A 23,077-nucleotide genomic window follows, 5' to 3' on the forward strand; every position below is an offset into this window, starting at 1 on the left:
GGTCAAACATCCTTGCCAAAACGGTTTTGATATTTAGATCCGTAAAACACCTTAATAAAAATGACGTTATTGGATTATAGAGTCTGGGGACCCAATAACGCCTGAACTGTTATGTTAGCTGTCTTCCTTAACGGCTAACGGTAGAGCGATAAAGCGGCAAGGATGCAAGATATTTTGCGCTTATTTTTTATTAGAATGTTTGTTGCTGTGTTATCAACTTGCTGGGGGACGAGTTGTTAATACGATCAAACATCCTTGCCAAAACGGTTAATGTTACTAACTTGCCATTGTTTGTAATTGTTGACTTAACTGGGCAATCTTTTGTTGTAAATAGGCTATTTCTGATACGATCGCGCCCTTGCTTTCAGTTTGGCGACTATCGTTACTTCTCACCCATTGATAAACCGTTTTAGCCGACACGCCATATTGTTTTGCTACGTCGGATAATAATCGATTATGGTTTTTAACCTCATTAATCACTTGTCTTTGTAAGTCGATTGGATACTGTCTTGCATTTGACATATTCATCAAATAATTTCCTTCCGATTTATCTATGTTTACCTGAGCGAGTTTCAACTTCATCCCACTGACTGCAACCGAGATGTGCTAAGAAAAAAATGTTTTGGCGGCATTGTGCAATGACATTATTGACCATGACATTTATCGATATAATGCTACGTGTTACGGTTATTTTATTCATCGCTATCTCCTACAATTACAATGGACTGCTTAAAAAATAAACTACTACTTAGTAGGTACGTATTTCTTATATGGAAAGCTTGTGCCAACTTTGATAAATATTTTTAGTTGTTATTTATCAGTACATTACCTATTACCTGTAGTTTTGTTATTTTTGCGTCGCCAACCAGATTGGTGCAATTGCACTAATGTGGTGAGCATGTGCTGCCGGCAACACATTACGGTTGTGATTGTCGTAGCGCAGTATGGATGACAAATATGGCAAAAAAAGGTCACCTTAATGACAAGATGAAGGCAAGGTTTTCACCGAATGAGTTGTTGCCAGTTGATGGTTTGAAAAACGTTAACAAAGTGAGGCTGCAGACATAGCTGCAAAAGTGATCAGAGTACTAAGCGCTTGGTAAATGAGCTTATGTGTGAAAAAGACTTATGTGTATAGAGACGCCGCCGACGTCCGTAAAATTGCACTAGATAGCGCAATTTCGTTGGACGACATGATATGTACGATTTAAATCAATGATTTAGTGCATTAAAAATAATGTGGCTAGGCCCAAAAATGCAAATAATCCAACGACATCTGTTACCGTCGTTAACACCATACCCCCCGCCAACGCAGGATCGATATTTAGCTTTTTTAACATTATGGGGATAGTGGCGCCAGCAAAGCCTGCTACCGTCATATTAATCAGCATGGCACTGCCAATTAATCCACCTAATGCGATGTCGTCTTTCCAAAGCCATACCGCAAAAAAGACCAATACAGACCACATTAAACCGTTCAATAATCCGATGCTTAATTCCTTACCAATTAACCATCGTGAGTTACTTTGGCCAATATGCCCAAGTGCAATCCCGCGGATGACGAGTGCTAGGGTTTGATTACCCGCAACACCTCCCATACTCGGTACAATGGTCATTAAAATTGCGATGGTGGCGAATTGCTCTAAGGTACCTTCAAACATGTTACTGACAGATGAGGCTAGTAATGCTGCAAATAGATTGATGGTTAGCCATAGAGAGCGTCTTAGAGTGCTTTTGAGCACTGGCCCAAAGGTATCTTCATCATCATCCATACCAGCCATTCCCATCATTGAATGTTCGGCATCCTCGCGGATGACATCAATAACGTCATCGATAGTAATTCGACCAAGCAATTTTGCTTGGCTGTCGACGACTGGGGCAGATATCCAATCCATCCGTTCAAATTTTTGCGCCACATCTTTATCGGACATCTCTACAGGAATACTTTCTAATTCTGTGTCCATAATACTGCGGACCGTTACGCTTGGATCGCATGTGAGTAAATCAGCTAATCTTACTCCGCCTAAAACATGATCATGGCGATCCACAACATATAAAGTATCAGTCGTATCAGGTAAATTTCCCCGTTGACGTAAATAGCGTAATACCACTTCGATATTGACATCTGGTCTTAGGGTGACGGTATCAGTATTCATGATACTGCCGGCAGTATCATCTGGGTAACGCAATGCTTGCTCTACCCTATCCCGGTCTTGGCTTCGCATTGATTTGAGCACTTTCTTGTAAACATCATCGGGTAAACTGCGAAGAATATAGGCCATGTCATCTGTATCCATGCCTATTGTGGCCTGGGCAAGCTTCTCTGGTGTCATGCTGCTAATAAGTGAATCTTTAAGCTCTTCACCTAATTCGTCAAGAATTTCCCCTGCATATTGTTGGTCAATGAGTTGCCATAACACCTGACGATTTTTGGGCGGTGATGATTCGAGAATAAGGGCGACATCGTTAGGTGACATGGTATGTAGCATGTTACGGGCATGGACAAACAGACCACTGTCTAGTGCTTGAACAAGTTGATTGAGACGTTGTTCTGTTATCTCATTGTCTAGGTACTCTTTACCCATATATCTACTTCCTATTCGTCATACTTATATTATTCAGTATGTCATTATTCTGGGTTTCTCAGGTTGTACAGTTCAAGGCGTATAAATGCAGAAATAGCTGTCTTTACGTAAGACAATGAAATGCAGAAATAGAATACTTAAATGACTTCTGCGGTGAAATTCTGCAGCAGCCAATGCTGCTTTACATACTATAGACGAACCACGTCACGGAAACAGAGTTGCACTGGATCCGTTGCTAGAAGCGGTAATGTCTTTATCATGTTAAACGCCAACTCCCGCAGAATGAACTGATACTAATGAGATTGGTATCAACTGCGAGAGATAAACCTAAGGGCTAATATTTTTGAGGGACTGATGTCTACTGGTGATCATCAATGTCGTGACAGTTTGGTTAGTATGGCCTAGTCATTTAGAGGCCGCATAAAATAAGGACGACGGTGGCTTAAAGCATGAGTAACTTGCAGCTATTCACACATTACAGGCTATTTATAAATTCAATGCGATTAAAAAATTAACAAGATTCATCAAATTTAGCATTAATGAGATCACACACTGCGTTTAATGCTACTTCAGCATCTGGGCCTTGAGCTGTCACCGTAATCATTTTACCGATACCACTTTCAAGCATTAATAGCCCAAGTACGCTAGCTGCGCTGGCGTTTTTTTCGCCTTGAGTTAAGGTGATGTTAGCATCAAAATCCGCCGCTAACATCGCGAGTTTTGTGGCGGCACGGGCGTGTAAGCCCAATTTATTTGAAATGGTCACTTGGCGTTCAAGTTTGATCATTGACGCGATCCTATGCTCACTTAGTTATTAGTATCACTGATATTTAATTCTCTGTGGCGAGCATTAACCGTGTGTTTACTGCCTTGTCGAAATCGTTTTGCTAATTGATCTGCAATATATACCGAACGGTGCTGACCACCAGTACAACCAATCGCGATGGTAAGGTAACTGCGATTGTTACGTTCTAAATGCGGCATCCAAGTTTCAAATAGGTTTTCAATTTGCCAAATAAATTTATTAACTAATGGCTGACGACCTAAAAATTCTTGTACGGGCTCGTCTAAACCCGTAAATGGACGCAGTTCTATTTCCCAATGTGGGTTGGGTAAAAAGCGTACATCAAACATAAAATCTGCTTCTGTCGGCATGCCGTGTTTAAAGCCAAAAGATTCAAAGTTAATCACTAACTCTTTATCAACACTGCCTAATAATATTTGCCTAACTTGGTCGCTTAATTCGTAGATATTTAGCGCAGAAGTGTCGATATAGTGATCAACAATTTTTGCGATAGGCTCAAGTAAACGGCCTTCTAGTTTTATCGCTTCTTGCAGTGAAATATGATTTTTAGATAACGGGTGTAATCGACGTGTTTCGCTGTAACGTTTAAGCAATACTTTGTCATTGGAATTTAAAAAGAAACTGATAATTTCAGTGTCATTCTCAAGTAGTGCCAATTGGTCTTGAAGCACTTTACCTTGTTCTGCAATGTTACGAACATCAACGCTAATCGCAACCAAATCATTACTGCCTTTAAGCTGGGCTAATAATGTGCCAATGAGTGGTAAAGGCAAATTATCAACACAATAATATCCTAGGTCTTCTAATACTCTCAGGGCAACGGATTTCCCTGAGCCTGAACGTCCCGATACTATAACTAGTTTCATGCAGTAATAACCTGATAAAGTTCTGTTGCGTCGTGAGTTTTACGAAGCTGTTTCAATATTTGCTTATCGCTTAACTTTTGGGCCATGCTCGATAACGTGCCTAAATGTTGTTGGCACTGGTCTGCAGGTACTAACAAAGCAAATAAAAGATCCACGGGTTGCTTATCGATTGCATCAAAGGCAATGGCTTCTTCACATTTAATAAATATCGCGATAGGGTGATCGATGGTCGTTAATCTACCATGAGGTATCGCAATGCCATTTCCTATACCTGTGCTACCCATTTTCTCTCTCGCTAACAGGCTTTCAAAAACCTCTTGCGAAGACAGGGTTGGGTACTGGGCAGCGACTAAATTGCTGATGAGTTCCAGTACTTTTTTCTTACTGCCCGGTGTGGCACAGGTAGTGCATTCCGGCTGCAGAATGGTACAAAGTTCCATCGTTAGTGTTTTGTATTCTTCTCTTTGTGTTTAATTACCTGACGGTCGAGTTTATCGATCAGGGCGTCTATTGCAGCATACATATCAGTACTTTCTGACATTGCAAAAATTTCTGCGCCATTAATGTTGATTTTGGCTTCTGCTTTTTGTTGTAATTTTTCTACATTGAGCACAACGTGTACATTATGGATCTGATCGAAGTGTCGTTCAAGCTTTGAAAATTTACTGTGGATGTATTCACGTAAAGATTCTGTTATTTCGACATGACGTCCAGTCAGACTTATTTGCATAAAAAATCCTCCATTGCCTAGTAGGTTATAAACTCTTACGTTGGTTTGAGGGCGGGATCATCATTGCTTCACGGTATTTTGCTATCGTACGACGAGCAACGTTTATGCCCTGTTCTGCCAGAAGCTGAGCCATTTTACTGTCACTCAGTGGTTTTTTCTGGTTTTCTGCGGCAACCAGCTTTTTGATAAAAGCACGAATGGCCGTTGATGAGCATTCCCCGCCATCGTCAGTACTGACATGGCTAGAGAAGAAGTATTTTAGTTCAAATAAACCTCGAGGGGTGTGCATATATTTTTGTGTGGTGACTCGTGAAATGGTCGATTCATGCATTTCTACAGCTTCAGCGATATCATTGAGCACCATAGGCTTCATGGCTTCTTCGCCATATTCAAAAAAGCCTTGCTGAAATTGCACAATGCAATTTGCCACTTTAAGTAAAGTATCATTACGGCTTTCAATACTTTTAATAAACCATTTAGCCTCTTGCAGATGGCCTCGAATAAATTGACTATCCGACGGGTTTTTACTGCCTCTAGCCATGGCTGCATATTGCTGATTAACACCAATTTTAGGCATGTTGTCTGGGTTTAACTCTACTACCCAACGGCCATTTTTCTTTAATACTGTGACATCGGGAATCACGTATTCATCATCCATGGGGGTAATTAATAAGCCCGGACGAGGATTGAGTGTCTGGATTAGAGTGATTGCGTCACGTAACTCATTTTCTTTTAGTTTTGTTTTTCGCATCAATAATCTGAAATCACGGCCAGCAATTAACTCTAAATAGCCTTTAATTAACAAACGGGCATTATCGATATGGGGTGTGTCGTTAGAGTATTGCGCTAATTGAATAAATAGGCATTCACTTAAATCACGTGCAGCAACACCCACAGGGTCAAAGTGTTGAACGCGTTTTAATACCGCTTCAACCTCATCGAGTTCCACATTTTCATCACCCATGGCTTCGAGAATATCTTCGGTACTTTGGGTTAGATAACCGCGTTCATCAATGGCATCAATAATGGCGGTGGCAATGGCGAGATCTGTGTCTGAAAATGGAGTGAGATTTTTTTGCCATTCTAAGTGTTCGTACAAACCTTCAGTAGTTTCACCTTGAAAGGGCATGTCGTCATCGCGCATGCTTGCACTGCCTGAACCTGACATAGGTGAGGCTGTGTATACTTCATCCCATGTGGTATCCATGGCTAAATCATCCATGGTTTCTTTGGTCATGGATTCTGCTATGTCGACGGTGGAAGTGTCTTTTTCGACATTAACAATACTGTTGTCACTAAAGTCTGTATCCGCTTGGTCGCGGTTTTCTTTTAAGGAGTCTTTTGCTTCAGAAAACTCATCTTCTATTTCAAGCAATGGATTTGAATCTAATGCTTGTTGGATTTCCTGCTGTAGCTCCAATGACGATAATTGCAGTAAGCGAATGGCTTGCTGCAATTGTGGGGTCATGGTTAAGTGTTGACCCATTTTAAGTTGGAGTGACGCTTTCATTTACCGCTTATCCCTAGATGATTTTCCATAAAAATGACAATCTCGAACTGTAATAGATTGCCATAAACATCAATGACATTTAACGTTGTTTAGGTATCGTTCAATGAAATGAGTTAGCTAGACTAAAAGGCCAGTAAAGTAACTATAGCTTGAATTGTTCACCTAAGTACACAGCTCGAACTTGTTGATTACTTAATATCTCATCTGGTGTGCCTTCGGCAATTAAATTACCCTGGCTAACGATATAGGCTCGCTCACAAACGTCTAGCGTTTCACGTACGTTATGGTCGGTAATTAATACCCCTAAACCGCGGTTTTTAAGTTGTTGGATGATTTTTTTAATGTCGATGACCGAAATAGGATCAACACCAGCAAAGGGCTCATCAAGCAAAATAAATTTTGGATTAGCAGCTAAAGCGCGCGCAATTTCAACACGACGACGTTCACCACCCGATAACGACATGCCTTGGCTGTCGCGTATGTGAGTAATGTGGAACTCTTCGAGTAGGTGCTCAAGCTGTTCAATACGTTGGTCTGTGCTGAGCTCTTTGCGAGTTTGCAGTACGGCCATTATGTTGTCGTAAACGGTGAGCTTGCGGAAAATACTGGCTTCTTGTGGTAAGTAACCTATACCTTTGCGGGCGCGCAAATGCATAGGATCGGCAGTAAGGTCGTCATCGTCAATCAATATTCGGCCTTTATCGCTTTTTACTAAGCCGACAACCATATAAAAGGTGGTGGTTTTGCCTGCACCATTGGGGCCTAAAAGACCGACAATTTGGCCGGTTTTAACCGTTAAACTCACATCTTTAACAACTTGACGAGCTTTATAGCTTTTAGCTAGATTTTCAGCGGTTAAGGTAATTTGGGTCATGGTTTGATCTGCTTGTTAACAGGAATTTCAGGGAGTTTTTGCTTTGGCGCCGACTCGTCTTGGAAATTCTCTGGTTGAATGATGGTGATTACCCGATCTTGCCCTGTACCAGTACTTTCGGCAATCAGCTCTTGAGCACTGATGTTGTACTTGATTTTATTACCGGTAACCTGGCTACCTGATTGATCCAATTTGGCGTTGCCAGTCAATGTGAGTGTAGTGGTGGCAAGGTCATAGCTAATTTCGTTAGCACTTGCGGTACCAATTTTACCGTCATCTAATTCTTGTGAAAATGTAGCCGGGGTGCCAGTAGCAATTAATCTCTTACTGGTGGTGTTTTCAGGGGTAAACGCCCGTAACTGATCTGCATTGATATTAATCGTGCCTTGGACAATCGTTACCGGACCATTAAAAACAATTTGATTATTCTTAATGTCGGCAGACTGACTGACTGAAGCGATTTTCAATTCTTGTTTCAGATCCCCTTGTTTCGCTATGGCAGGCAAACTCAATATACAAAGTATGCTACTTAATAACATAACATTGGCGCGAGTGTGGAGACGATTAATGTGGCTCATATGTTCCTTCTACCTGGCTTAGTAGCGATAATTTTTGCGAATTCAAGTCAGCATGTAGGCCTAAACCTTGAATAATAAACCCTTTACCTTTGATGTACACCATCTCTTGTGAGGATCCTATCATAGTGGTTAAATCCACCGTAATAGCTTGGGTACTCAGTGACTGCAGGGGTTCTTCTATATCAATGGCATCAATAATAACATTATTTTCTAATGTGACTTTGCTGGTATTTTTATTCAATTGCCCACGGTCTGCACTTAATTGCCATTGTGCTTTACCGTTTTCAGGGTAAATGAGGTAAATCGGTTTGGTAAAGTGAGTGATGTCACTTGAGGCGTAATGCTCCATGTGTTCGGCGCTGACTCGACTTTCGACGAAACCTAGTTGATTGAATTCTGTAGTGCGTAGGTTATCTGCAACAAAATCTGGGCGCTCAATACCGCGTATTTGTACCGCGTCCATTTCACTGCGTTTTACTTGTGCTTGCCAGTACAATATAAAAGCAAGCCCAAAAAAAGCAATAATACCTAGCGTGACTCTACTCATATACTCATACCATGAGCACTGGCAAATTTATCTTGGCTTAATAGTAATAAATCGGTGAGTTCACGCAGTGCGCCGTGGCCACCATTGAGGGTGGTTGTCATATGGCACTGTTGTTTGACAAACGGATGACCATCACCGACACAAACGGCTAGTCCTACGGCTTTCATTACAGGTAGGTCTACCATGTCATCGCCAATGTAAGCCACTTCATCAGCAGTCACATTATAGAGCGACAATAATTGCTCAAAAGGCTCAAATTTATTATCAATACCTTGATAAATATGTGTTACACCTAATGCCGTCATGCGGTTTTCAACAATCTTGGATTTACGTCCTGTTATCACGGCAACATGGATACCACTGGTAAGCAAAGAACGCACACCATAACCGTCACGAGTATGGAACGCTTTGAGTTCTTCACCTGCATTACTGAGGTAAATACGTCCATCTGAAAATACTCCATCGACATCACAGATTAACAGTTTGATTTTTTGAGCTCGTTGCCAAATATCATTGCTGACAGGGCCGTAAAATCCTTGGTGAAACGAGGTTGATTCTGACATGATTAAATGACTCCAGCTTTAACCATATCGAGCATGTTTAATGCTCCGATCGGTTGATGTTTTTCATTAACGACAATCAGTCCGTTGATGCTCTTTTCATCCATGATTTGCAGTGCTTGTGCGGCTAAAATCCCTGCAGGGCAGGTCACACAATTTTCGGTCATAACCTGGGCAATAGGAGTGATTCGAAGATTCACGTCTGCATCGATAACCCGGCGTAAATCACCATCGGTAAAAATGCCCACAAGTTTATTGGCATGGTCGACTACTGCCGTCATGCCAAGGCCCTTTTTAGATATTTCATAAAGTGCCTCAGTAATACAAATATCATCATTGACGATCGGTAAATCATCGTCTTTATGCATGACATCGTCGACTTTTAGAAGTAATTTTCTTCCAAGAGAGCCACCAGGGTGTGATAAGGCAAAGTCATCACGAGTAAAACCTTTTGCTTGTAATAAAGCAATGGCTAATGCATCGCCCATAGCAAGTGTTGCAGTGGTGCTGGAAGTGGGTGCTAATCCTAATGGACATGCTTCTTCTTGCACTTGAATGCATAAATGGATTTTGGATAAACGCGCCATATTGGAGTCTGGTTTACCGGTCACCGCAATCACTGGTACACCCATACGCTGGATAACAGGCATTAATGTCAGTATTTCGCTTGATTCACCAGAGTTGGAAATGGCGAGTACAATGTCATTTTTGGCTAATGCGCCCAAATCACCATGACTGGCTTCACCAGGGTGAACAAAAAATGCCGGTGTGCCGGTGCTGGCAAAGGTCGCGGATATTTTGTTACCAATATGACCGGATTTGCCCATCCCCATGACAATCACTTTACCTTTACACTGCATGATCAATTGACATGCTTGGTCAAACTCAACCGAGTCTACATATTGATATAAATTATCTAAGGCAGCTTTTTCTATATCAATGACTTTACGACCCCATTGACGAAATTGAGTGTGATTTACCATGCGACTCTCTCTGTTAGCTTAATACTTTACCTTCATGCTCCAATCTAATGCGACTGAAAGACAACAATTTGGTACGCAATAAAGGTGATTAATAATAGTGCGCCATGCCAGCGAGTAAGTTGTTGCTTAGCGCCACTGGATAATACTAAAACGGCTAATGCTGCACTGGTGCCTAATACCATATAGAAGTCTCTTCCACTGGCTGAAGCATCTATTTCACCAGGGGAGATCAATCCTGGTAGTGCCAGTACCGCAAGAATGTTAAACAAGTTAGACCCAACAATGTTACCAATGACAAGGTCGTGTTCTTTTTTTAATACACCAGCAATACAGGCCGCTAATTCTGGTAGGCTGGTTCCTACTGCGATAATGGTTAAGCCAATCACAAGATCTGACAACCCATAAAACTTTGCAATACCTACAGCGCCATCGACCATCCAACTTGCTGATAGCGGGAGCAATATAATACCGACGACCAGCCAAATGATAGCATGAAAGGTTGGCACATTTTTAGGGATCTCAGATTCAAGTTTATCATCTAAGCTGTCTGGGGTTTTGTCCTGAGTAGCTTGCCAAATGAAATATCCCATCAACAACAAAAGCAATGCAACAAGCATGATACCTTCTGTTTGTGTCAACACATTATCATGCAAGGTGTAACCGGCAAATACCGTCGCAGCTAACATGATAGGTATTTCGCGTTTTAAGGTCTTCGAATCTAAGCTAATGGCACCTAGTAAGGCTGTTAATCCTAAAATTAAGGTAATGTTAGCAATGTTTGAGCCCAATACGTTACCAATGGCGGTATCACGCATGCCATCCATTGATGCGGTGGCCGCAACAAACATTTCAGGTGCAGAGCTACCCATAGCAACAATGGTGAGTCCAATTAACATCGGAGGTAAGCCTAAGTTGCGGGCAAATGCCGCCGCTCCATAGACAAATCTATCCGCACTCCAAACTAAAACAGCAAGGCCAACAACTAACATTAGGATATTAACTAGCATGTGATTCCGATAGTAGTATTTAATTAGCGACTATTTTCGCTGGATTTTTATCAAATTGAAAGCATTGCACAGTAATTGCTCCGGTAATGAAGCGTGTTGATATGGATATAGTTGTCGCTTAATCGACAATTACAGTACAATTTGCGCTTCAACTTAAAGCAAGGAAGGCTGTTATCTCCTCAACGCCAATGTCTGATATGAGCAAATCAAGTAATAAACCTTTGGTCGAAGTTAACCATTTAGCGTTTAGCCATGGTTCACACGTGATTTATGAAGATATTTCTTTATCGATTCCCAAAGGTAAAGTAACCGCTATCATGGGTCCCAGCGGTATCGGTAAAACCACCCTATTAAAATTGATTGGCGGACAGTTAACCCCCAACAGTGGGCAAGTTTTATTCGATGGCCATGATATACATAAGCTTAAACGCAAAGATCTGTTTGAGTTGCGTAAGCGCATGAGTATGCTATTTCAAAGTGGTGCAATGTTTACCGACCTTAATGTTTTCGATAATGTCGCGTTTGCATTAAGAGAGCATTCTGGATTACCTGAAGAGATTATCCGCTCCATTGTATTGATGAAGCTGCAAGCTGTCGGACTTCGCGGTGCCGCGTATATGATGCCTAATGAGTTATCTGGTGGTATGCAGCGTCGAGCCGCATTGGCGCGAGCGATTGCACTTGAACCTGAGATGGTGCTGTACGATGAGCCCTTTGCCGGACAAGATCCTATTTCAATGGGCATGCTAGTAAAACTTATTCGTGAGTTGTCGGATTCATTAAAACTCACTTCAGTAGTGGTTTCTCATGATGTAGATGAAGTATTAGGTATTGCAGATTATGTCTATGTGATAGCCGATAAAAAAGTCATTGCACATGGAACACCAGAGCAATTACGTCAATCTGACAATCCACAACTGGTCCAGTTTATCAAAGGCGCGCCAGATGGCCCTGTGCCATTCCATTATCCTGCAGAGGATTATCAAGAGGAGCTACTTCGTGGGCGTAATTGATTATATTGCCGACACCGGCAAATATGCACTGAGATTGGTGCAGGGTTATGGTCGAGCGGGCATCATGTTATGGCGCGCGATTGCGCATTTTCCTAACATCAAAAAAGGTACCCCATTACTGATTAAGCAAGTTTATGTGCTTGGTGTTCGTTCAATGGTCATCATTTTAGTGTCCGGTTTGTTTATTGGCATGGTATTGGCTCTGCAGGGATATAATATTTTAGTTGGGTTTGGCACTGAAGAAAGCTTAGGCCCAATGGTAGCGTTAAGCTTATTACGCGAACTTGGGCCTGTCGTTGCTGCATTATTATTTGCCGGACGAGCAGGTTCAGCGTTAACCGCCGAAATAGGCTTAATGAAATCGACAGAGCAATTGTCGAGTTTAGAGATGATGGCGATAGACCCATTAAGGCAAATCATCGCACCGCGTTTTTGGGCGGGTGTCATTAGCATGCCATTACTGGCGTTAATGTTTAGTCTAGTGGGTATTTTAGGCGGGCACTTAGTCGGTGTTGAATGGAAGGGCATTGATAGTGGTGCGTTTTGGTCTATTCTTCAAGCATCGGTTGAGTGGCGACAAGATATTGTTAACTGTTTGATAAAAAGTGCTATTTTTGGTGTGGTGGTGACATGGATAGCCTTGTACCGAGGTTATGAAGTTCAACCCAATCCAGAAGGCATCAGTCGTGCGACAACCTCAACGGTTGTGCAGGCAAGCTTAGCTGTTTTAGCGCTGGACTTTTTGCTTACGGCAATCATGTTTGGAAATTAAGATTTTTTCATTGTTTAGATTAATTTAAGTGGTTTAATAGTATGTTGACACGGAAAATAGAGTTATTAGTAGGTGTATTTTTATTGTCAGGTTTGTTGGCATTTTGCGTATTAGTATTCAACGTTGCTAATGTGAAAGTAAAATCCAATGCCCAGACTTATACCTTGGTGGCTGAGTTTAATAATATCGGTGGCCTAAAAGTACGTTCGCCGGTAAAAGTTGGCGGAGTCGTTGTCGGACGCGTGACTGATGTTACCCTTGATAGTCATAAATTAGTGCCTGTTGTGACGTTAACAATGGATAAGCGTTTTGATAAATTCCCCGAAACCAGCAGTTTGGCCATTTTGACTTCAGGGTTACTTGGGGAGCAGTTTATTGGTCTAACACCTGGATTTATGGACGATGATATTTCGATGCTTGCCGATGGCGATAAAGTACATGACACGCGTGGTGCATTGATTTTAGAAGATTTAATTGGTCAGCTGTTATACAGCATGTCATCTAAAGATAAATAGGATCCCTATTATGAAAACGTTTTTTAGTCGTGTTATAGCTTTATGCCTAGTGGGTAGCGCTGTTATCAGCCAAGGTGCTACGGCTGCTAATGATGAGGTGAATACTAGTGATCCTTATGAGATGATCAAACAAGTAGCCAATATGACCTTTGATCGGTTTAAATCAGATAAAGAATTAATTAATGCCGATTTAAGTCATTTAAAAGTGATTGTACGTGAAGAGCTTATGCCTTACGTCGATTATAAATACGCTGCATATAAAGTCATGGGGCAGTATTTAAGTGATACCACCGTAGATCAACGTAACCGTTTTGTTGAGGCTTTCGAAGGCTATTTGGTCGCAACTTATGCTCAAGCATTAACAGAATATACCGATCAAAAAGTGGCCTTTGATCCGCCGAGTGATTTTAGCGACGAAAAAATAGTTGAAGTGAACGTGCAGATTATCGAAAAAGGTCGTCCACCGATTAAAATTCAATTTAAGGCGCGTCGTCTGAAAGATAACACTTGGAAAGCATTTGATTTAGTGGCAGAAGGGGTGAGTTTACTCGCCTCTAAACAGTCTGAAATTTCAAACTTAATCCGTCAGCAAGGTATTGAAGCGGTGATTACAATGTTGAATGATAAAACCCAACAGAATATTGATCGCCAACCAGCAAAAGAAGCAGCCGCTGCGTGATTACCTTTAATCAACAAGAGCAACGTTGCATTGTCAGCGGTCGGTTAACACAAGATGATGTAAAACAATTGTGGCCTAAACGCCATGAATTGTTTACTGCATCTACTCAAGTGGTAGACTTATCAGCATTGGAATACGTCGACAGTGCGGGTGTTGCATTGTTATTAGCGTTTATCAAACTACATGCTTCAAGTAGCCAAGAAACAAGTGTGTCACGTCAATTGGTTAATCCAAGTGATCAGCTCAAGAAAATGATTGAGCTTTATGATTTAGACGCTTTTTTCAGCCAAATATAGTCTCAAATAGTAAAGGTAATTGATTTCATGGAATGCAAGGTTATTGAACAGATTTTAACAGAGGCGTTGTCGCTAACAGAAGCACATGTGACCTCTGATGGCAGCCATTACAAAGTGGTCGCCGTGGGTGAATGCTTCGAAGGCATGAGTCGTGTAAAACAGCAGCAGGCGATTTATACTCCTTTAGCTGAGCAAATTGCCAGTGGTGAATTGCACGCGTTAACGATTAAAACTTTTACGCCTACCCAGTGGAAGCGTGAAAAACTTTTCAATATGTAACAACTGAGACTCACAGTGGATAAATTAACTATTAAAGCCAGCAAACCTTTAGCTGGCGAAGTCGTGATCTCTGGTGCAAAAAACGCAGCATTGCCAATTTTAATGGCTGGCGTATTAGCTGAAACAGATTTTATTGTCTCAAATGTGCCGAACTTACGTGACGTGATCACCAGCTGTGAACTACTACGCTGTTTAGGTGCAGAGGTTGAAGACTTAGGCGGTAGCCGCATTCGTATTTCAACCACCAATTTAAATGAATACTGCGCCCCTTATGATTTAGTCAAAACAATGCGCGCTTCTATTCTTATTTTAGGTCCATTGCTTGCCCGTTATGGTACTGCAGATGTTTCTTTGCCTGGTGGTTGTGCTATTGGCGCACGTCCGGTGAATCTGCATTTACATGGTTTAGAGTTAATGGGAGCTAAGATTGAAGTCAAAGAAGGCTACATCAAAGCGCGCGTAGATGGTCGTTTAAAAGGCGCACATATCTTTATGGATATGGTCAGTGTCGGCGCAACTGAAAACTTGCTTATGGCCGCTGCGTTAGCGGATGGCACCACAGTGATTGAAAATGCTGCCCGTGAGCCTGAAGTCACTGATTTAGCACATTGCTTAATTGCTATGGGTGCAAAGATTACTGGTGTAGGCACTGCGACCTTAAAGATTGAAGGGGTTGAGCGTTTATCGGGTTGCGAATATCGTGTTATGCCTGATCGCATCGAGACCGGTTCCTTCCTGGTTGCCGCAGCGGTAACACGTGGCAAAATTCGCTGTGTATCTGCAGACCCTAGTGCATTAGAAGCGGTGTTATCAAAGCTTGAAGATGCCGGTGCTGAGATCACGACCGGCGAGGACTGGATTGAGCTTGATATGAAAGGCCAACGTCCAAAATCAGTCAATATTAAAACTGCACCTTATCCTGCGTTTCCAACCGATATGCAAGCGCAATTTTGTGTGTTGAATGCTCTTGCCGAAGGCACTGGCCGTGTTACAGAGACGATTTTCGAGAATCGTTTTATGCATGTACCAGAGCTGAGCCGCATGGGTGCTAATCTAGAGCTTGAAGGCAACACTTGCATTATTCATGGTATTGAACGGTTAAATGGCGCCCAAGTTATGGCGACAGATTTACGTGCATCTGCCAGCTTAGTCATTGCAGGCTTAATGGCTGAAGGAACGACAACAGTAGATCGTATCTACCATTTAGATCGTGGTTACGAGCACATTGAAGCTAAGTTCCAAGGCTTAGGTGCTGAAGTCGTCAGGGTGAAATAGCTGGTGTGAAATAGATCAAGTGCAGTCGTCATAAACATTACTGCTGACGCATAAAAAAAACCATTCATTTGAATGGTTTTTTTGTCGAAATACATTGTGAATATTTGCGTCTGCTACTCTGCTGCAGTGATCTTTTCTGAAATAATCACCGGTAGTGTTTGCTTTTTACCTTCACGAATAATGGTCATGTTGACTTTAGTACCCGGGGTAGTTTCTGCAATTCTGTCCATTAACATTTCAACACCTGGAACATCTTCGTCATTATATTGAGTAATAACATCTCTAGGAGATAAACGTGCACGTGCTGCTGGTCCGCCAGGATCAATACCTGTAACCAACACACCTTTTAAATCAGGTAAGTTGAGTATCTGGGCCATTACGGGATTAAGTGGTTCACCAGAAATGCCTAATGCACCGCGGATAACTCGACCATGCTTAATCAATTTGTCCATGATACTGTGAGCTAACTTTATCGGAATCGCGAAACTAATCCCATTACCCCCATTATCACCACCCACTTGGAATGCGGCAGTATTGATACCAATTAATTCACCACTGGTGTCGATTAATGCTCCACCAGAATTGCCAGCATTAATGGCGGCATCAGTTTGTAGGAAGTCTAAGTAACCTGAACTTAAGCCGTTACGTCCTGTTGCACTGATAATCCCTTGGGTAATGGTTTGGCCTATATTATAAGGATTGCCAATGGCCAATACCACATCGCCTACTTGGGCGAGCTTATTAAGATTAATCGGTACGATAGGTAAAGTGTCACCTTCAATTTTGAGTACTGCTAAATCAGTTTCGGGATCGGAACCAACCACTTCGGCGGTAAATTTACGCCCATCTTGCAGCGCAATCACAATCTCATCGGCTTTTTTTATCACATGGTAATTGGTTAATACGTAACCTTCTTTACTCATTATTACTCCAGAGCCGAGACCTTGAAGTGAACTTGAATTGAGTGGGTTATGTTGATCAATACTAAGGCTATAAATATTAGCAACGGCAGGGGCGGCACGGCGGACCGCTTTAGCAAAAGATAATTCTGAGCCATTATTGCTGACATTCGTTAAGCTATGGTTGAGCGAGGAGTTTTGGAGCAAGGAGGTTATGGCTAAAAAAACTGCTGCCATGATCAGACCAAATACCACAGCTTTAGTTATATAGATGCAAGTGTCTTTTAGGTTCATGGCATGAATAATTGTTAAAAAAAATGGCTGTTATATTAACATAGCTCAAAAAATTAAGCATCGACCAAACGGTTGTCGATGCTTAATTCCTTAACTGAAGTCACACTCAATAAACTCATGGTTGTTATCGAGTGCGATTCTAGTGGTTTGACAATATTAACGTAAAACTAGGTAGAGCAAGTTGTTGTCACGTAATATTTTTAGCGCTACAGAGCTTTGATTGTCTTTCAACATTTCTTTTAATGTTTTAAGACTGGTCACTTTGTTGCGGTTAAGTCCCACAATTAAGTCTCCTTTTTGCAAACCGCTCATTGCAGCTGGTGAGCCTTGAGCAATCTCAGTGATCTGGATGCCTTTCTTGCTGTCTTCTAACGTTGCGCCTTGTAACATAGGGTGGACGTTACCCGCTTCAGCTTCGACTTTATCCGCTTCGCCTAAGGTCGCTTTGATGGTCTTTTTATCACCGTCACGAATAATCCCAAACTCTACTTCTGCACCCGCGCCCATAGTGGCAACTTTTGCGCGCAGTTCTTGGAAAGTCTTAATGCTGCGGCCATTCAGGCTGGTAATAATGTCACCCGCTTTTAGTCCGGCTTTGTCAGCTGAACTTTTTGGCATAACTTCATTCACAAAGCCACCATGCTGAGTGTCTAAACCAAAGGCTTTAGCAAGTTCATTGTCAAGGTCTCGTCCTGATACTCCTAGTACGCCACGTCTTACTTCACCGTGTTCAATAATTTGATCAACAAGGTTATTAACCATATTGGCAGGAATCGCGAAACCAATACCGACGTTACCACCATTAGGGGCCACGATTGCGGTGTTAATTCCGATGAGTTCACCTTTTAAGTTAACTAATGCACCGCCCGAGTTACCACTATTTATAGCGGCATCGGTTTGGATAAAGTTTTCTAGCATTTCAATGCCTAAACCACTGCGGCCTAGTGCGCTGACTATCCCTGACGTGACGGTTTGTCCAAGACCAAATGGGTTACCAATGGCCACAGCAAAATCACCGACGCGAATTTCGTCAGAATCAGTTTGTTTAATAGCAATTAAGTTTTTTGCTTCAATTTGAAGCAGGGCAATGTCTGATTCTTTATCTGCACCGATTAGCTTAGCTGTAACTTCACGACCGTCGTGTAAGCCGATTTGAATGTCGTCAGCGCCATTAATGACATGGTTATTGGTTATGATGTAGCCTTTGTCGGCATCAATAATAACCCCTGAACCTAAACCTCTAAAAGGACGTTCCTGAACTTGTTCTTGTGGTGCATTTGGACCGAAGAAGTAACGAAACACATCTGGTACGCGTTGCTTGGAAACTTGGGTACCCGATACTGCTACCGACACAACAGCTGGCGTTGTCCGTTCTAACATTGGCGCTAAGCTAGGAATGGCTTGCCCGTCGACAGCTTGTGGAATGGCAGCAAATGATAGCGTGGGTGTCATGGCTAACGATGCAGTTAATAACGCGGCAGAAAGTAAGCTTAATTTGGTTTTCATCTATGGATAGCTCCTGTATGCATTCAAGCTTGATAACATAAAATATGTGGCTTGATGGCATGATTTCAAAGTTAAATATCGTTAATCATTTTTGTTAGTGTGTAGTCGTGAGCTTGTTTAATGATGTTCTACAATGGCGAGCAAGTCAGCACAACGATAAGCAAACAATTAACAAATTTACGTTAATCAATCAGAGTAACGATCATCGTGTTAGTTCCATTTTTATTAACAAAGGTTAATTTGATCCGTTGAAGCCATTACTCGTATTTATTAATTAATGTTATTATTCGCAGCAATTATTTGATGCAAGAGAGTCGTAATCGTGTCGCAGTTAACCCCTTGGCAGCATTATCAGCAAGACCTTACCCGAGATGATTTTTCACATGATGCCGCACAAGAACAAGCGGTTAAGTCACTACAGCGAGTCTATGATGAATTGATTGTCGCTGCTAAACCGGCATCTGGCGTCAGTAAATTGTTTAGCGCAATAGGGATTAAGTCTACACCTCCACCAGTAAAAGGTTTGTATCTTTGGGGTGGGGTTGGCCGGGGTAAAACCTATCTAATGGACACCTTTTTTGATGCCTTGCCTACAGAGCTAAAATTACGCGCTCATTTCCATCGATTCATGCATCAAATTCATCATGACTTAGGTGAACTCAAAGGCGTACAAGATCCTCTGCTTACTATCGCTAAAAAGATGGCGTCACAATATCAAATCATCTGTTTCGATGAATTCTTTGTATCGGATATCACCGATGCCATGCTGTTAGGGACGTTATTTCAAGCATTATTTAAAGAAGGGGTTGCCCTCGTGGCCACCTCAAACATCATTCCTGATGAATTATATAAAAATGGCTTACAACGAGTGCGTTTTTTACCTGCCATTGCCTTGATTAATCAGCACTGTGAAATCTTAAATGTCGATTCTGGAATTGATTACCGTTTGCGAACTTTAGAGCAGGCGGAGATTTATCATTATCCCCTCGATGAACAAGCTGACATCAATCTAATACATTATTTTGACCAACTGGCACCGGAATCTGAAAAGCTTACCACTTCTATAGAAGTTGATGGGCGTGCAATTCGTATTCGTCAACAGTCACAAGGAGTACTATTAATAAACTTCCGTGATTTATGTGATGGGCCTCGCTCGCAACGTGACTACATGGAAATGGCTTGCCTCTATCATACCGTGCTGGTGAGTGGTTTAGAGCAAATGGGATCACAGCAAACGGGTGATGATATTGCCAGACGCTTCTTAGCCATGGTCGATGAATTCTACGAAAGAAATGTCAAATTGATTATTTCAGCCCAAGTCGAATTGGAACATATTTATACCGATGGCCAGCTAAATTTTGAGTTCAGACGCTGCCGTTCAAGGCTGATTGAAATGCAATCAAGAGAGTATCTGGCGCTGGAACATTTACCTTAAGCCTGCAAACGGTACTTTTTGAAAACTCGAGCATATTTTGTTCAGCACTCATTGAGTAGTTTATTTGAAATATTATCAGAAAGCAGGTGATCTTTGCTGTGGCTTTGCGTATAATCTGCGACCTGCCCGCGTTAATCCGCCAATTTGGGCGGAAGTTGTAAGCCAATATTCATGTTCGAAGGGGCAAGAATCGGTAATTTTGTGTTGATTGCAACCTGCAGTCAGCATGTGAGACAGAAAATTAACTTTGGGTTTTTGTAATAATGAAGACTTTTACTGCTACACCAGAAACTGTAACTCGTGACTGGTTTGTTGTTGACGCTGAAGGCAAAACTTTAGGCCGTATCGCAACTGAAATCGCAACTCGCTTACGTGGCAAGCATAAGCCAGAATACACTCCACACGTTGACACTGGTGATTATATCATCGTTATCAATGCTGAAAAAGTGACTGTAACTGGTAATAAAGCTGCTGGTAAGATTTACTACTCTCATTCAGGCTTCATTGGTGGCATTAAGCAAATCAGCTTTGAGAAGCTTCAAGCTCATAAGCCTGAAATGATCATCGAGAAAGCAGTTAAGGGTATGTTACCAAAAGGTCCTTTGGGCCGTGCCATGTTCCGTAAGCTTAAAGTTTACGCTGGCACAGAACATAACCACGCTGCACAACAACCACAAGTTCTTGATATCTAAACGGGAGGAGTAAGCAAATGTCTGCAACTCAGTACTACGGCACTGGCCGTCGCAAAACATCTACAGCTCGCGTTTTCGCTAAAGCAGGTAGTGGCAATATCGTTGTAAACCAACGTCCTTTGGATGTATATTTTGGTCGTGAAACTGCTCGTATGGTTGTTCGTCAACCATTAGAATTAGTTGAAATGACTGATAAGTTAGACATCTATGTAACTGTAAAGGGCGGTGGTACTACTGGCCAAGCTGGTGCAATTCGTCACGGTATTACCCGTGCATTATTGCAACTAGATGAAGCTTTACGTCCTACTCTACGTAGCGCTGGTTTTGTTACCCGTGATGCACGTAAAGTTGAACGTAAGAAAGTTGGTCTACGTAAAGCACGTCGTAAGCCACAGTTCTCTAAGCGTTAATTCGTTTTTTGGATTCAAAAAACCCAGCATTTGCTGGGTTTTTTATTGTCTAAAATTTATCGTGTAAAATGTGCTGTGTGGATTAACGATGTTGTATAGCATCAATGTGAATAGGCCAGAAACATCGGCTGAAAGGTACTTAGCCTGAACTTGAGATAACAAACGCCTCGCAAGCAGCCCTTTGTCTTGCTAACTGCGTTATTCTTTACACAAGCAGACTTACAATAGGCCAGCTATTGACGCGTCAATTTGCCTTGTTAGTAAAATAAATGACAAGTTTGATAGTGGCTAATGACTAAGCTTTAATTTTTATAATGATGTAACCTCATTTATATGCCGAGTTGAGGTTACATAATTAATGGAATTGGTATCAGTTAAAAAGAGGCTAAAACATGAATTTACCATTGTTAATGACCGCATTTGGCTTAGTTTTAATTATTGAAGGGCTTGGTCCGTTACTTTTTCCTAACAAGTGGCAAAAATATTTATTAGAGCTTTCTACACAAAAGCAAAATGTTCTCAGACGCTTAGGTGGATGTTTAGTTACTGCAGGAATTGTTTTATTGATCATTTTTCAATAAAACACTTGCCTATAACCCCCTAAAATCTGTTAAAATTCTATTTTATACCACAAGACGTTGCAGCTAATAATGGGCAAAAATGTAGTCGTACTCGGCACTCAATGGGGTGACGAAGGCAAAGGTAAGATTGTCGACCTTTTAACAGAACAGGCAAAATACGTAGTTCGTTACCAAGGCGGTCATAATGCCGGTCATACTTTGGTAATTGATGGTGAAAAAACCGTTCTTCATCTTATTCCGTCAGGCATTTTACGTGATAACGTAAAATGTATTATCGGTAATGGTGTGGTTGTTGCTCCTGATGCGTTGATGAAAGAAATCAACATGCTAAAAGGACGCGGCGTACCTGTCGAAGAGCGTTTATTAATTTCTGAAGCATGTCCGCTTATCCTTCCATTCCATTGTGCATTGGATGTTGCTCGCGAGAAAGCTCGCGGTAATAAAGCCATTGGTACAACTGGTCGTGGTATTGGTCCTGCATATGAAGACAAAGTTTCTCGTCGCGGTTTACGCATCGGTGATTTGTTTAATGCAGAACTTTTTGCGACTAAGTTACAAGAAGTGATGAAATATCATAACTTCATGCTAACTGAGTACTACAAAGTTGAAGCCGTTGATTACCAGCAAACACTTGATGATGCATTAGCGATTGCTGATTATCTAAAAAGCATGTGTACTGATGTTAGCGAAATGCTTGATGTTGCGCGTAAAGCGGGTGAGCCAATTCTTTTTGAAGGCGCTCAAGGCACATTATTGGATATCGACCACGGTACTTATCCATTTGTGACTTCATCAAACACGACAGCTGGTGGTGTTGCGACCGGTTCAGGTTTTGGTCCTCGTCATTTAGACTATGTTTTAGGCATCATGAAAGCTTATACGACTCGCGTCGGTGCTGGTCCTTTTCCAACAGAATTAGCCAATGAAATTGGTGATTATATTGGTGAGAAAGGCCAAGAGTTTGGTGCAACAACTGGTCGTAAGCGTCGTCCAGGTTGGTTAGATGCTGTGGCAATGCGCCGCGCAGTTCAAATCAACAGTGTTAGTGGTTTTTGTTTAACTAAATTAGACGTTTTAGACGGCCTAAAAGAAGTTAAAATTTGTGTTGGCTATCAATATGCTGATGGAACAGTTTCAAAGGTTACGCCTTTGGCTGCTGAAGGTTATGATTTAGTTACCCCAATATACGAAACCATGCCTGGTTGGAGTGAAACCACTTTTGGTTCCACAACAATCGAGCAATTGCCTCCAGCGGCAATAAATTATATCAAGCGTATCGAAGAGTTATTAGAAACTCCTATTGATATTATCTCTACGGGGCCGGACAGAAATGAAACCATGATTTTGGTGAGTCCGTTCAAGTAAACCAAAAAGGCCGCGATAAGC

At 41.7% G+C, this 23,077-nt stretch carries 28 protein-coding genes; 12 read left to right on the forward strand and 16 right to left on the reverse strand.

Going from position 1 to position 23,077, the window contains the following annotated elements:
• Positions 1 to 276 precede the first annotated feature (276 nt).
• The 14 genes from AAEY94_RS18350 to AAEY94_RS18415 form a co-directional block, all read right to left on the reverse strand.
• Positions 277 to 528: a transposase gene (locus AAEY94_RS18350; protein WP_101085179.1), complete on the reverse strand. Its 252-nt coding sequence runs from the start codon at positions 526 to 528 to the stop codon at positions 277 to 279.
• Positions 529 to 547: 19 nt separating this feature from the next.
• Positions 548 to 700, reverse strand: coding sequence for a hypothetical protein (locus AAEY94_RS18355; RefSeq protein WP_157822764.1), 153 nt, complete (start codon positions 698 to 700; stop codon positions 548 to 550).
• 520 nt (positions 701 to 1,220) lie between these two features.
• Positions 1,221 to 2,585, reverse strand: coding sequence for a magnesium transporter (gene mgtE, locus AAEY94_RS18360; RefSeq protein WP_162023894.1), 1,365 nt, complete (start codon positions 2,583 to 2,585; stop codon positions 1,221 to 1,223).
• A 511-nt stretch (positions 2,586 to 3,096) separates the two neighbouring features.
• Positions 3,097 to 3,372: an HPr family phosphocarrier protein gene (locus tag AAEY94_RS18365; protein WP_101085181.1), complete on the reverse strand. Its 276-nt coding sequence runs from the start codon at positions 3,370 to 3,372 to the stop codon at positions 3,097 to 3,099.
• Between the two features lie 20 nt (positions 3,373 to 3,392).
• Complete coding sequence (gene rapZ, locus AAEY94_RS18370) at positions 3,393 to 4,256, reverse strand: RNase adapter RapZ (protein ID WP_011638817.1); 864 nt, start codon at positions 4,254 to 4,256, stop codon at positions 3,393 to 3,395.
• A complete protein-coding gene (ptsN, locus tag AAEY94_RS18375; protein WP_011638816.1) occupies positions 4,253 to 4,696 on the reverse strand; it encodes a PTS IIA-like nitrogen regulatory protein PtsN in 444 nt (147 codons plus the stop codon). The genes rapZ and ptsN overlap by 4 nt, the downstream gene beginning before the upstream one ends.
• Positions 4,697 to 4,698: 2 nt before the next feature.
• Positions 4,699 to 4,986, reverse strand: coding sequence for a ribosome hibernation promoting factor (gene hpf / locus AAEY94_RS18380; RefSeq protein WP_101085183.1), 288 nt, complete (start codon positions 4,984 to 4,986; stop codon positions 4,699 to 4,701).
• A gap of 25 nt (positions 4,987 to 5,011) precedes the next feature.
• Positions 5,012 to 6,496, reverse strand: coding sequence for an RNA polymerase factor sigma-54 (locus AAEY94_RS18385; protein ID WP_059744680.1), 1,485 nt, complete (start codon positions 6,494 to 6,496; stop codon positions 5,012 to 5,014).
• A gap of 142 nt (positions 6,497 to 6,638) precedes the next feature.
• Positions 6,639 to 7,370, reverse strand: coding sequence for an LPS export ABC transporter ATP-binding protein (gene lptB / locus AAEY94_RS18390; RefSeq protein WP_011638813.1), 732 nt, complete (start codon positions 7,368 to 7,370; stop codon positions 6,639 to 6,641).
• Positions 7,367 to 7,948 carry a lipopolysaccharide transport periplasmic protein LptA gene (lptA, locus tag AAEY94_RS18395; RefSeq protein ID WP_101085184.1) on the reverse strand — a complete coding sequence of 194 codons (582 nt, stop codon included), beginning with the start codon at positions 7,946 to 7,948 and terminating at the stop codon, positions 7,367 to 7,369. The genes lptB and lptA overlap by 4 nt, the downstream gene beginning before the upstream one ends.
• Positions 7,935 to 8,495, reverse strand: a complete 561-nt coding sequence (gene lptC / locus AAEY94_RS18400) for an LPS export ABC transporter periplasmic protein LptC (protein WP_101085185.1) — start codon at positions 8,493 to 8,495, stop codon at positions 7,935 to 7,937. Before lptC ends, lptA begins: the two co-directional genes overlap by 14 nt.
• Positions 8,492 to 9,058, reverse strand: a complete 567-nt coding sequence (gene kdsC / locus AAEY94_RS18405) for a 3-deoxy-manno-octulosonate-8-phosphatase KdsC (RefSeq protein ID WP_162023893.1) — start codon at positions 9,056 to 9,058, stop codon at positions 8,492 to 8,494. The genes lptC and kdsC overlap by 4 nt, the downstream gene beginning before the upstream one ends.
• A gap of 2 nt (positions 9,059 to 9,060) precedes the next feature.
• Positions 9,061 to 10,038, reverse strand: a complete 978-nt coding sequence (locus tag AAEY94_RS18410; protein ID WP_101085187.1) for a KpsF/GutQ family sugar-phosphate isomerase — start codon at positions 10,036 to 10,038, stop codon at positions 9,061 to 9,063.
• A 44-nt stretch (positions 10,039 to 10,082) separates the two neighbouring features.
• Positions 10,083 to 11,045 (reverse strand): calcium/sodium antiporter, encoded by a 963-nt coding sequence (locus AAEY94_RS18415; RefSeq protein ID WP_350979552.1) that lies wholly within the window; start codon positions 11,043 to 11,045, stop codon positions 10,083 to 10,085.
• A gap of 188 nt (positions 11,046 to 11,233) precedes the next feature.
• Here AAEY94_RS18415 and AAEY94_RS18420 point away from each other — a divergent pair, with 188 nt between their 5' ends.
• From AAEY94_RS18420 to murA, 7 genes are read left to right on the forward strand one after another with little or no spacing between them, the layout of a single operon-like run.
• Positions 11,234 to 12,058, forward strand: coding sequence for an ATP-binding cassette domain-containing protein (locus AAEY94_RS18420; RefSeq protein WP_350979554.1), 825 nt, complete (start codon positions 11,234 to 11,236; stop codon positions 12,056 to 12,058).
• Positions 11,991 to 12,830: a lipid asymmetry maintenance ABC transporter permease subunit MlaE gene (mlaE, locus tag AAEY94_RS18425; protein ID WP_194956033.1), complete on the forward strand. Its 840-nt coding sequence runs from the start codon at positions 11,991 to 11,993 to the stop codon at positions 12,828 to 12,830. Before AAEY94_RS18420 ends, mlaE begins: the two co-directional genes overlap by 68 nt.
• A 41-nt stretch (positions 12,831 to 12,871) precedes the next feature.
• Positions 12,872 to 13,345, forward strand: coding sequence for an outer membrane lipid asymmetry maintenance protein MlaD (gene mlaD, locus AAEY94_RS18430; RefSeq protein WP_101085191.1), 474 nt, complete (start codon positions 12,872 to 12,874; stop codon positions 13,343 to 13,345).
• Positions 13,346 to 13,355: 10 nt separating this feature from the next.
• A complete protein-coding gene (locus tag AAEY94_RS18435) occupies positions 13,356 to 14,024 on the forward strand; it encodes an MlaC/ttg2D family ABC transporter substrate-binding protein (protein WP_194956034.1) in 669 nt (222 codons plus the stop codon).
• Positions 14,021 to 14,320, forward strand: a complete 300-nt coding sequence (locus AAEY94_RS18440; protein WP_101085192.1) for an STAS domain-containing protein — start codon at positions 14,021 to 14,023, stop codon at positions 14,318 to 14,320. The genes AAEY94_RS18435 and AAEY94_RS18440 overlap by 4 nt, the downstream gene beginning before the upstream one ends.
• Before the next feature lie 27 nt (positions 14,321 to 14,347).
• On the forward strand, positions 14,348 to 14,599 hold the full coding sequence (locus tag AAEY94_RS18445; RefSeq protein WP_011638802.1) for a BolA family protein: 252 nt from the start codon (positions 14,348 to 14,350) through the stop codon (positions 14,597 to 14,599).
• 15 nt (positions 14,600 to 14,614) lie between these two features.
• The gene (murA, locus tag AAEY94_RS18450; protein WP_101085193.1) at positions 14,615 to 15,874 is read left to right on the forward strand and encodes a UDP-N-acetylglucosamine 1-carboxyvinyltransferase; all 1,260 of its coding nucleotides are present in this window, start codon (positions 14,615 to 14,617) and stop codon (positions 15,872 to 15,874) included.
• Between the two features lie 113 nt (positions 15,875 to 15,987).
• On the opposite strand, the gene degS is transcribed toward murA, so the two are convergent.
• Together degS and degQ are read right to left on the reverse strand one after the other, a co-directional pair.
• Positions 15,988 to 17,067, reverse strand: coding sequence for an outer membrane-stress sensor serine endopeptidase DegS (gene degS / locus AAEY94_RS18455; protein WP_182743140.1), 1,080 nt, complete (start codon positions 17,065 to 17,067; stop codon positions 15,988 to 15,990).
• Between the two features lie 156 nt (positions 17,068 to 17,223).
• Entirely contained in the window at positions 17,224 to 18,573 is a 1,350-nt protein-coding gene (degQ, locus tag AAEY94_RS18460) for a Do family serine endopeptidase DegQ (RefSeq protein ID WP_162023889.1), read from the reverse strand.
• Between the two features lie 322 nt (positions 18,574 to 18,895).
• Between degQ and zapE the strand changes: the two genes are divergently transcribed.
• From zapE to AAEY94_RS18485, 5 genes are all read left to right on the forward strand, one after another.
• A complete protein-coding gene (zapE, locus tag AAEY94_RS18465; RefSeq protein WP_182743142.1) occupies positions 18,896 to 20,008 on the forward strand; it encodes a cell division protein ZapE in 1,113 nt (370 codons plus the stop codon).
• Positions 20,009 to 20,271: 263 nt separating this feature from the next.
• Positions 20,272 to 20,700: a 50S ribosomal protein L13 gene (gene rplM / locus AAEY94_RS18470; RefSeq protein ID WP_011638797.1), complete on the forward strand. Its 429-nt coding sequence runs from the start codon at positions 20,272 to 20,274 to the stop codon at positions 20,698 to 20,700.
• Between the two features lie 17 nt (positions 20,701 to 20,717).
• Positions 20,718 to 21,110: a 30S ribosomal protein S9 gene (gene rpsI / locus AAEY94_RS18475; RefSeq protein ID WP_011494965.1), complete on the forward strand. Its 393-nt coding sequence runs from the start codon at positions 20,718 to 20,720 to the stop codon at positions 21,108 to 21,110.
• A 392-nt stretch (positions 21,111 to 21,502) separates the two neighbouring features.
• Positions 21,503 to 21,691 (forward strand): DUF2065 domain-containing protein, encoded by a 189-nt coding sequence (locus AAEY94_RS18480; protein ID WP_011638796.1) that lies wholly within the window; start codon positions 21,503 to 21,505, stop codon positions 21,689 to 21,691.
• 69 nt (positions 21,692 to 21,760) lie between these two features.
• Positions 21,761 to 23,056 carry an adenylosuccinate synthase gene (locus tag AAEY94_RS18485; RefSeq protein ID WP_350979561.1) on the forward strand — a complete coding sequence of 432 codons (1,296 nt, stop codon included), beginning with the start codon at positions 21,761 to 21,763 and terminating at the stop codon, positions 23,054 to 23,056.
• Positions 23,057 to 23,077: the final 21 nt, after the last annotated feature.

Origin of the sequence: Shewanella sp. AC34-MNA-CIBAN-0136, from assembly GCF_040309945.1 — a bacterium.
Classification (GTDB): Bacteria; Pseudomonadota; Gammaproteobacteria; order Enterobacterales; family Shewanellaceae; genus Shewanella.

Bases quoted from the DNA above. Each gene is read 5' to 3' on its own strand.
- rplM (WP_011638797.1), top strand. From the start codon at position 20,272: ATGAAGACTTTTACTGCTACACCAGAAACTGTAACTCGTGACTGGTTT.
- kdsC (WP_162023893.1), bottom strand. From the start codon at position 9,058: ATGTCAGAATCAACCTCGTTTCACCAAGGATTTTACGGCCCTGTCAGC.
- AAEY94_RS18445 (WP_011638802.1), top strand. From the start codon at position 14,348: ATGGAATGCAAGGTTATTGAACAGATTTTAACAGAGGCGTTGTCGCTA.
- AAEY94_RS18365 (WP_101085181.1), bottom strand. From the start codon at position 3,372: ATGATCAAACTTGAACGCCAAGTGACCATTTCAAATAAATTGGGCTTA.
- degQ (WP_162023889.1), bottom strand. From the start codon at position 18,573: ATGAAAACCAAATTAAGCTTACTTTCTGCCGCGTTATTAACTGCATCG.
- AAEY94_RS18350 (WP_101085179.1), bottom strand. From the start codon at position 528: ATGAATATGTCAAATGCAAGACAGTATCCAATCGACTTACAAAGACAA.
- mlaE (WP_194956033.1), top strand. From the start codon at position 11,991: ATGGCCCTGTGCCATTCCATTATCCTGCAGAGGATTATCAAGAGGAGC.
- AAEY94_RS18420 (WP_350979554.1), top strand. From the start codon at position 11,234: ATGTCTGATATGAGCAAATCAAGTAATAAACCTTTGGTCGAAGTTAAC.
- degS (WP_182743140.1), bottom strand. From the start codon at position 17,067: ATGAACCTAAAAGACACTTGCATCTATATAACTAAAGCTGTGGTATTT.
- lptC (WP_101085185.1), bottom strand. From the start codon at position 8,495: ATGAGTAGAGTCACGCTAGGTATTATTGCTTTTTTTGGGCTTGCTTTT.
- ptsN (WP_011638816.1), bottom strand. From the start codon at position 4,696: ATGGAACTTTGTACCATTCTGCAGCCGGAATGCACTACCTGTGCCACA.
- AAEY94_RS18485 (WP_350979561.1), top strand. From the start codon at position 21,761: ATGGGCAAAAATGTAGTCGTACTCGGCACTCAATGGGGTGACGAAGGC.
- AAEY94_RS18355 (WP_157822764.1), bottom strand. From the start codon at position 700: ATGAATAAAATAACCGTAACACGTAGCATTATATCGATAAATGTCATG.
- AAEY94_RS18415 (WP_350979552.1), bottom strand. From the start codon at position 11,045: ATGCTAGTTAATATCCTAATGTTAGTTGTTGGCCTTGCTGTTTTAGTT.
- lptA (WP_101085184.1), bottom strand. From the start codon at position 7,948: ATGAGCCACATTAATCGTCTCCACACTCGCGCCAATGTTATGTTATTA.
- AAEY94_RS18480 (WP_011638796.1), top strand. From the start codon at position 21,503: ATGAATTTACCATTGTTAATGACCGCATTTGGCTTAGTTTTAATTATT.
- hpf (WP_101085183.1), bottom strand. From the start codon at position 4,986: ATGCAAATAAGTCTGACTGGACGTCATGTCGAAATAACAGAATCTTTA.
- AAEY94_RS18410 (WP_101085187.1), bottom strand. From the start codon at position 10,038: ATGGTAAATCACACTCAATTTCGTCAATGGGGTCGTAAAGTCATTGAT.
- mlaD (WP_101085191.1), top strand. From the start codon at position 12,872: ATGTTGACACGGAAAATAGAGTTATTAGTAGGTGTATTTTTATTGTCA.
- rapZ (WP_011638817.1), bottom strand. From the start codon at position 4,256: ATGAAACTAGTTATAGTATCGGGACGTTCAGGCTCAGGGAAATCCGTT.
- mgtE (WP_162023894.1), bottom strand. From the start codon at position 2,585: ATGGGTAAAGAGTACCTAGACAATGAGATAACAGAACAACGTCTCAAT.
- rpsI (WP_011494965.1), top strand. From the start codon at position 20,718: ATGTCTGCAACTCAGTACTACGGCACTGGCCGTCGCAAAACATCTACA.
- AAEY94_RS18385 (WP_059744680.1), bottom strand. From the start codon at position 6,496: ATGAAAGCGTCACTCCAACTTAAAATGGGTCAACACTTAACCATGACC.
- lptB (WP_011638813.1), bottom strand. From the start codon at position 7,370: ATGACCCAAATTACCTTAACCGCTGAAAATCTAGCTAAAAGCTATAAA.
- AAEY94_RS18435 (WP_194956034.1), top strand. From the start codon at position 13,356: ATGAAAACGTTTTTTAGTCGTGTTATAGCTTTATGCCTAGTGGGTAGC.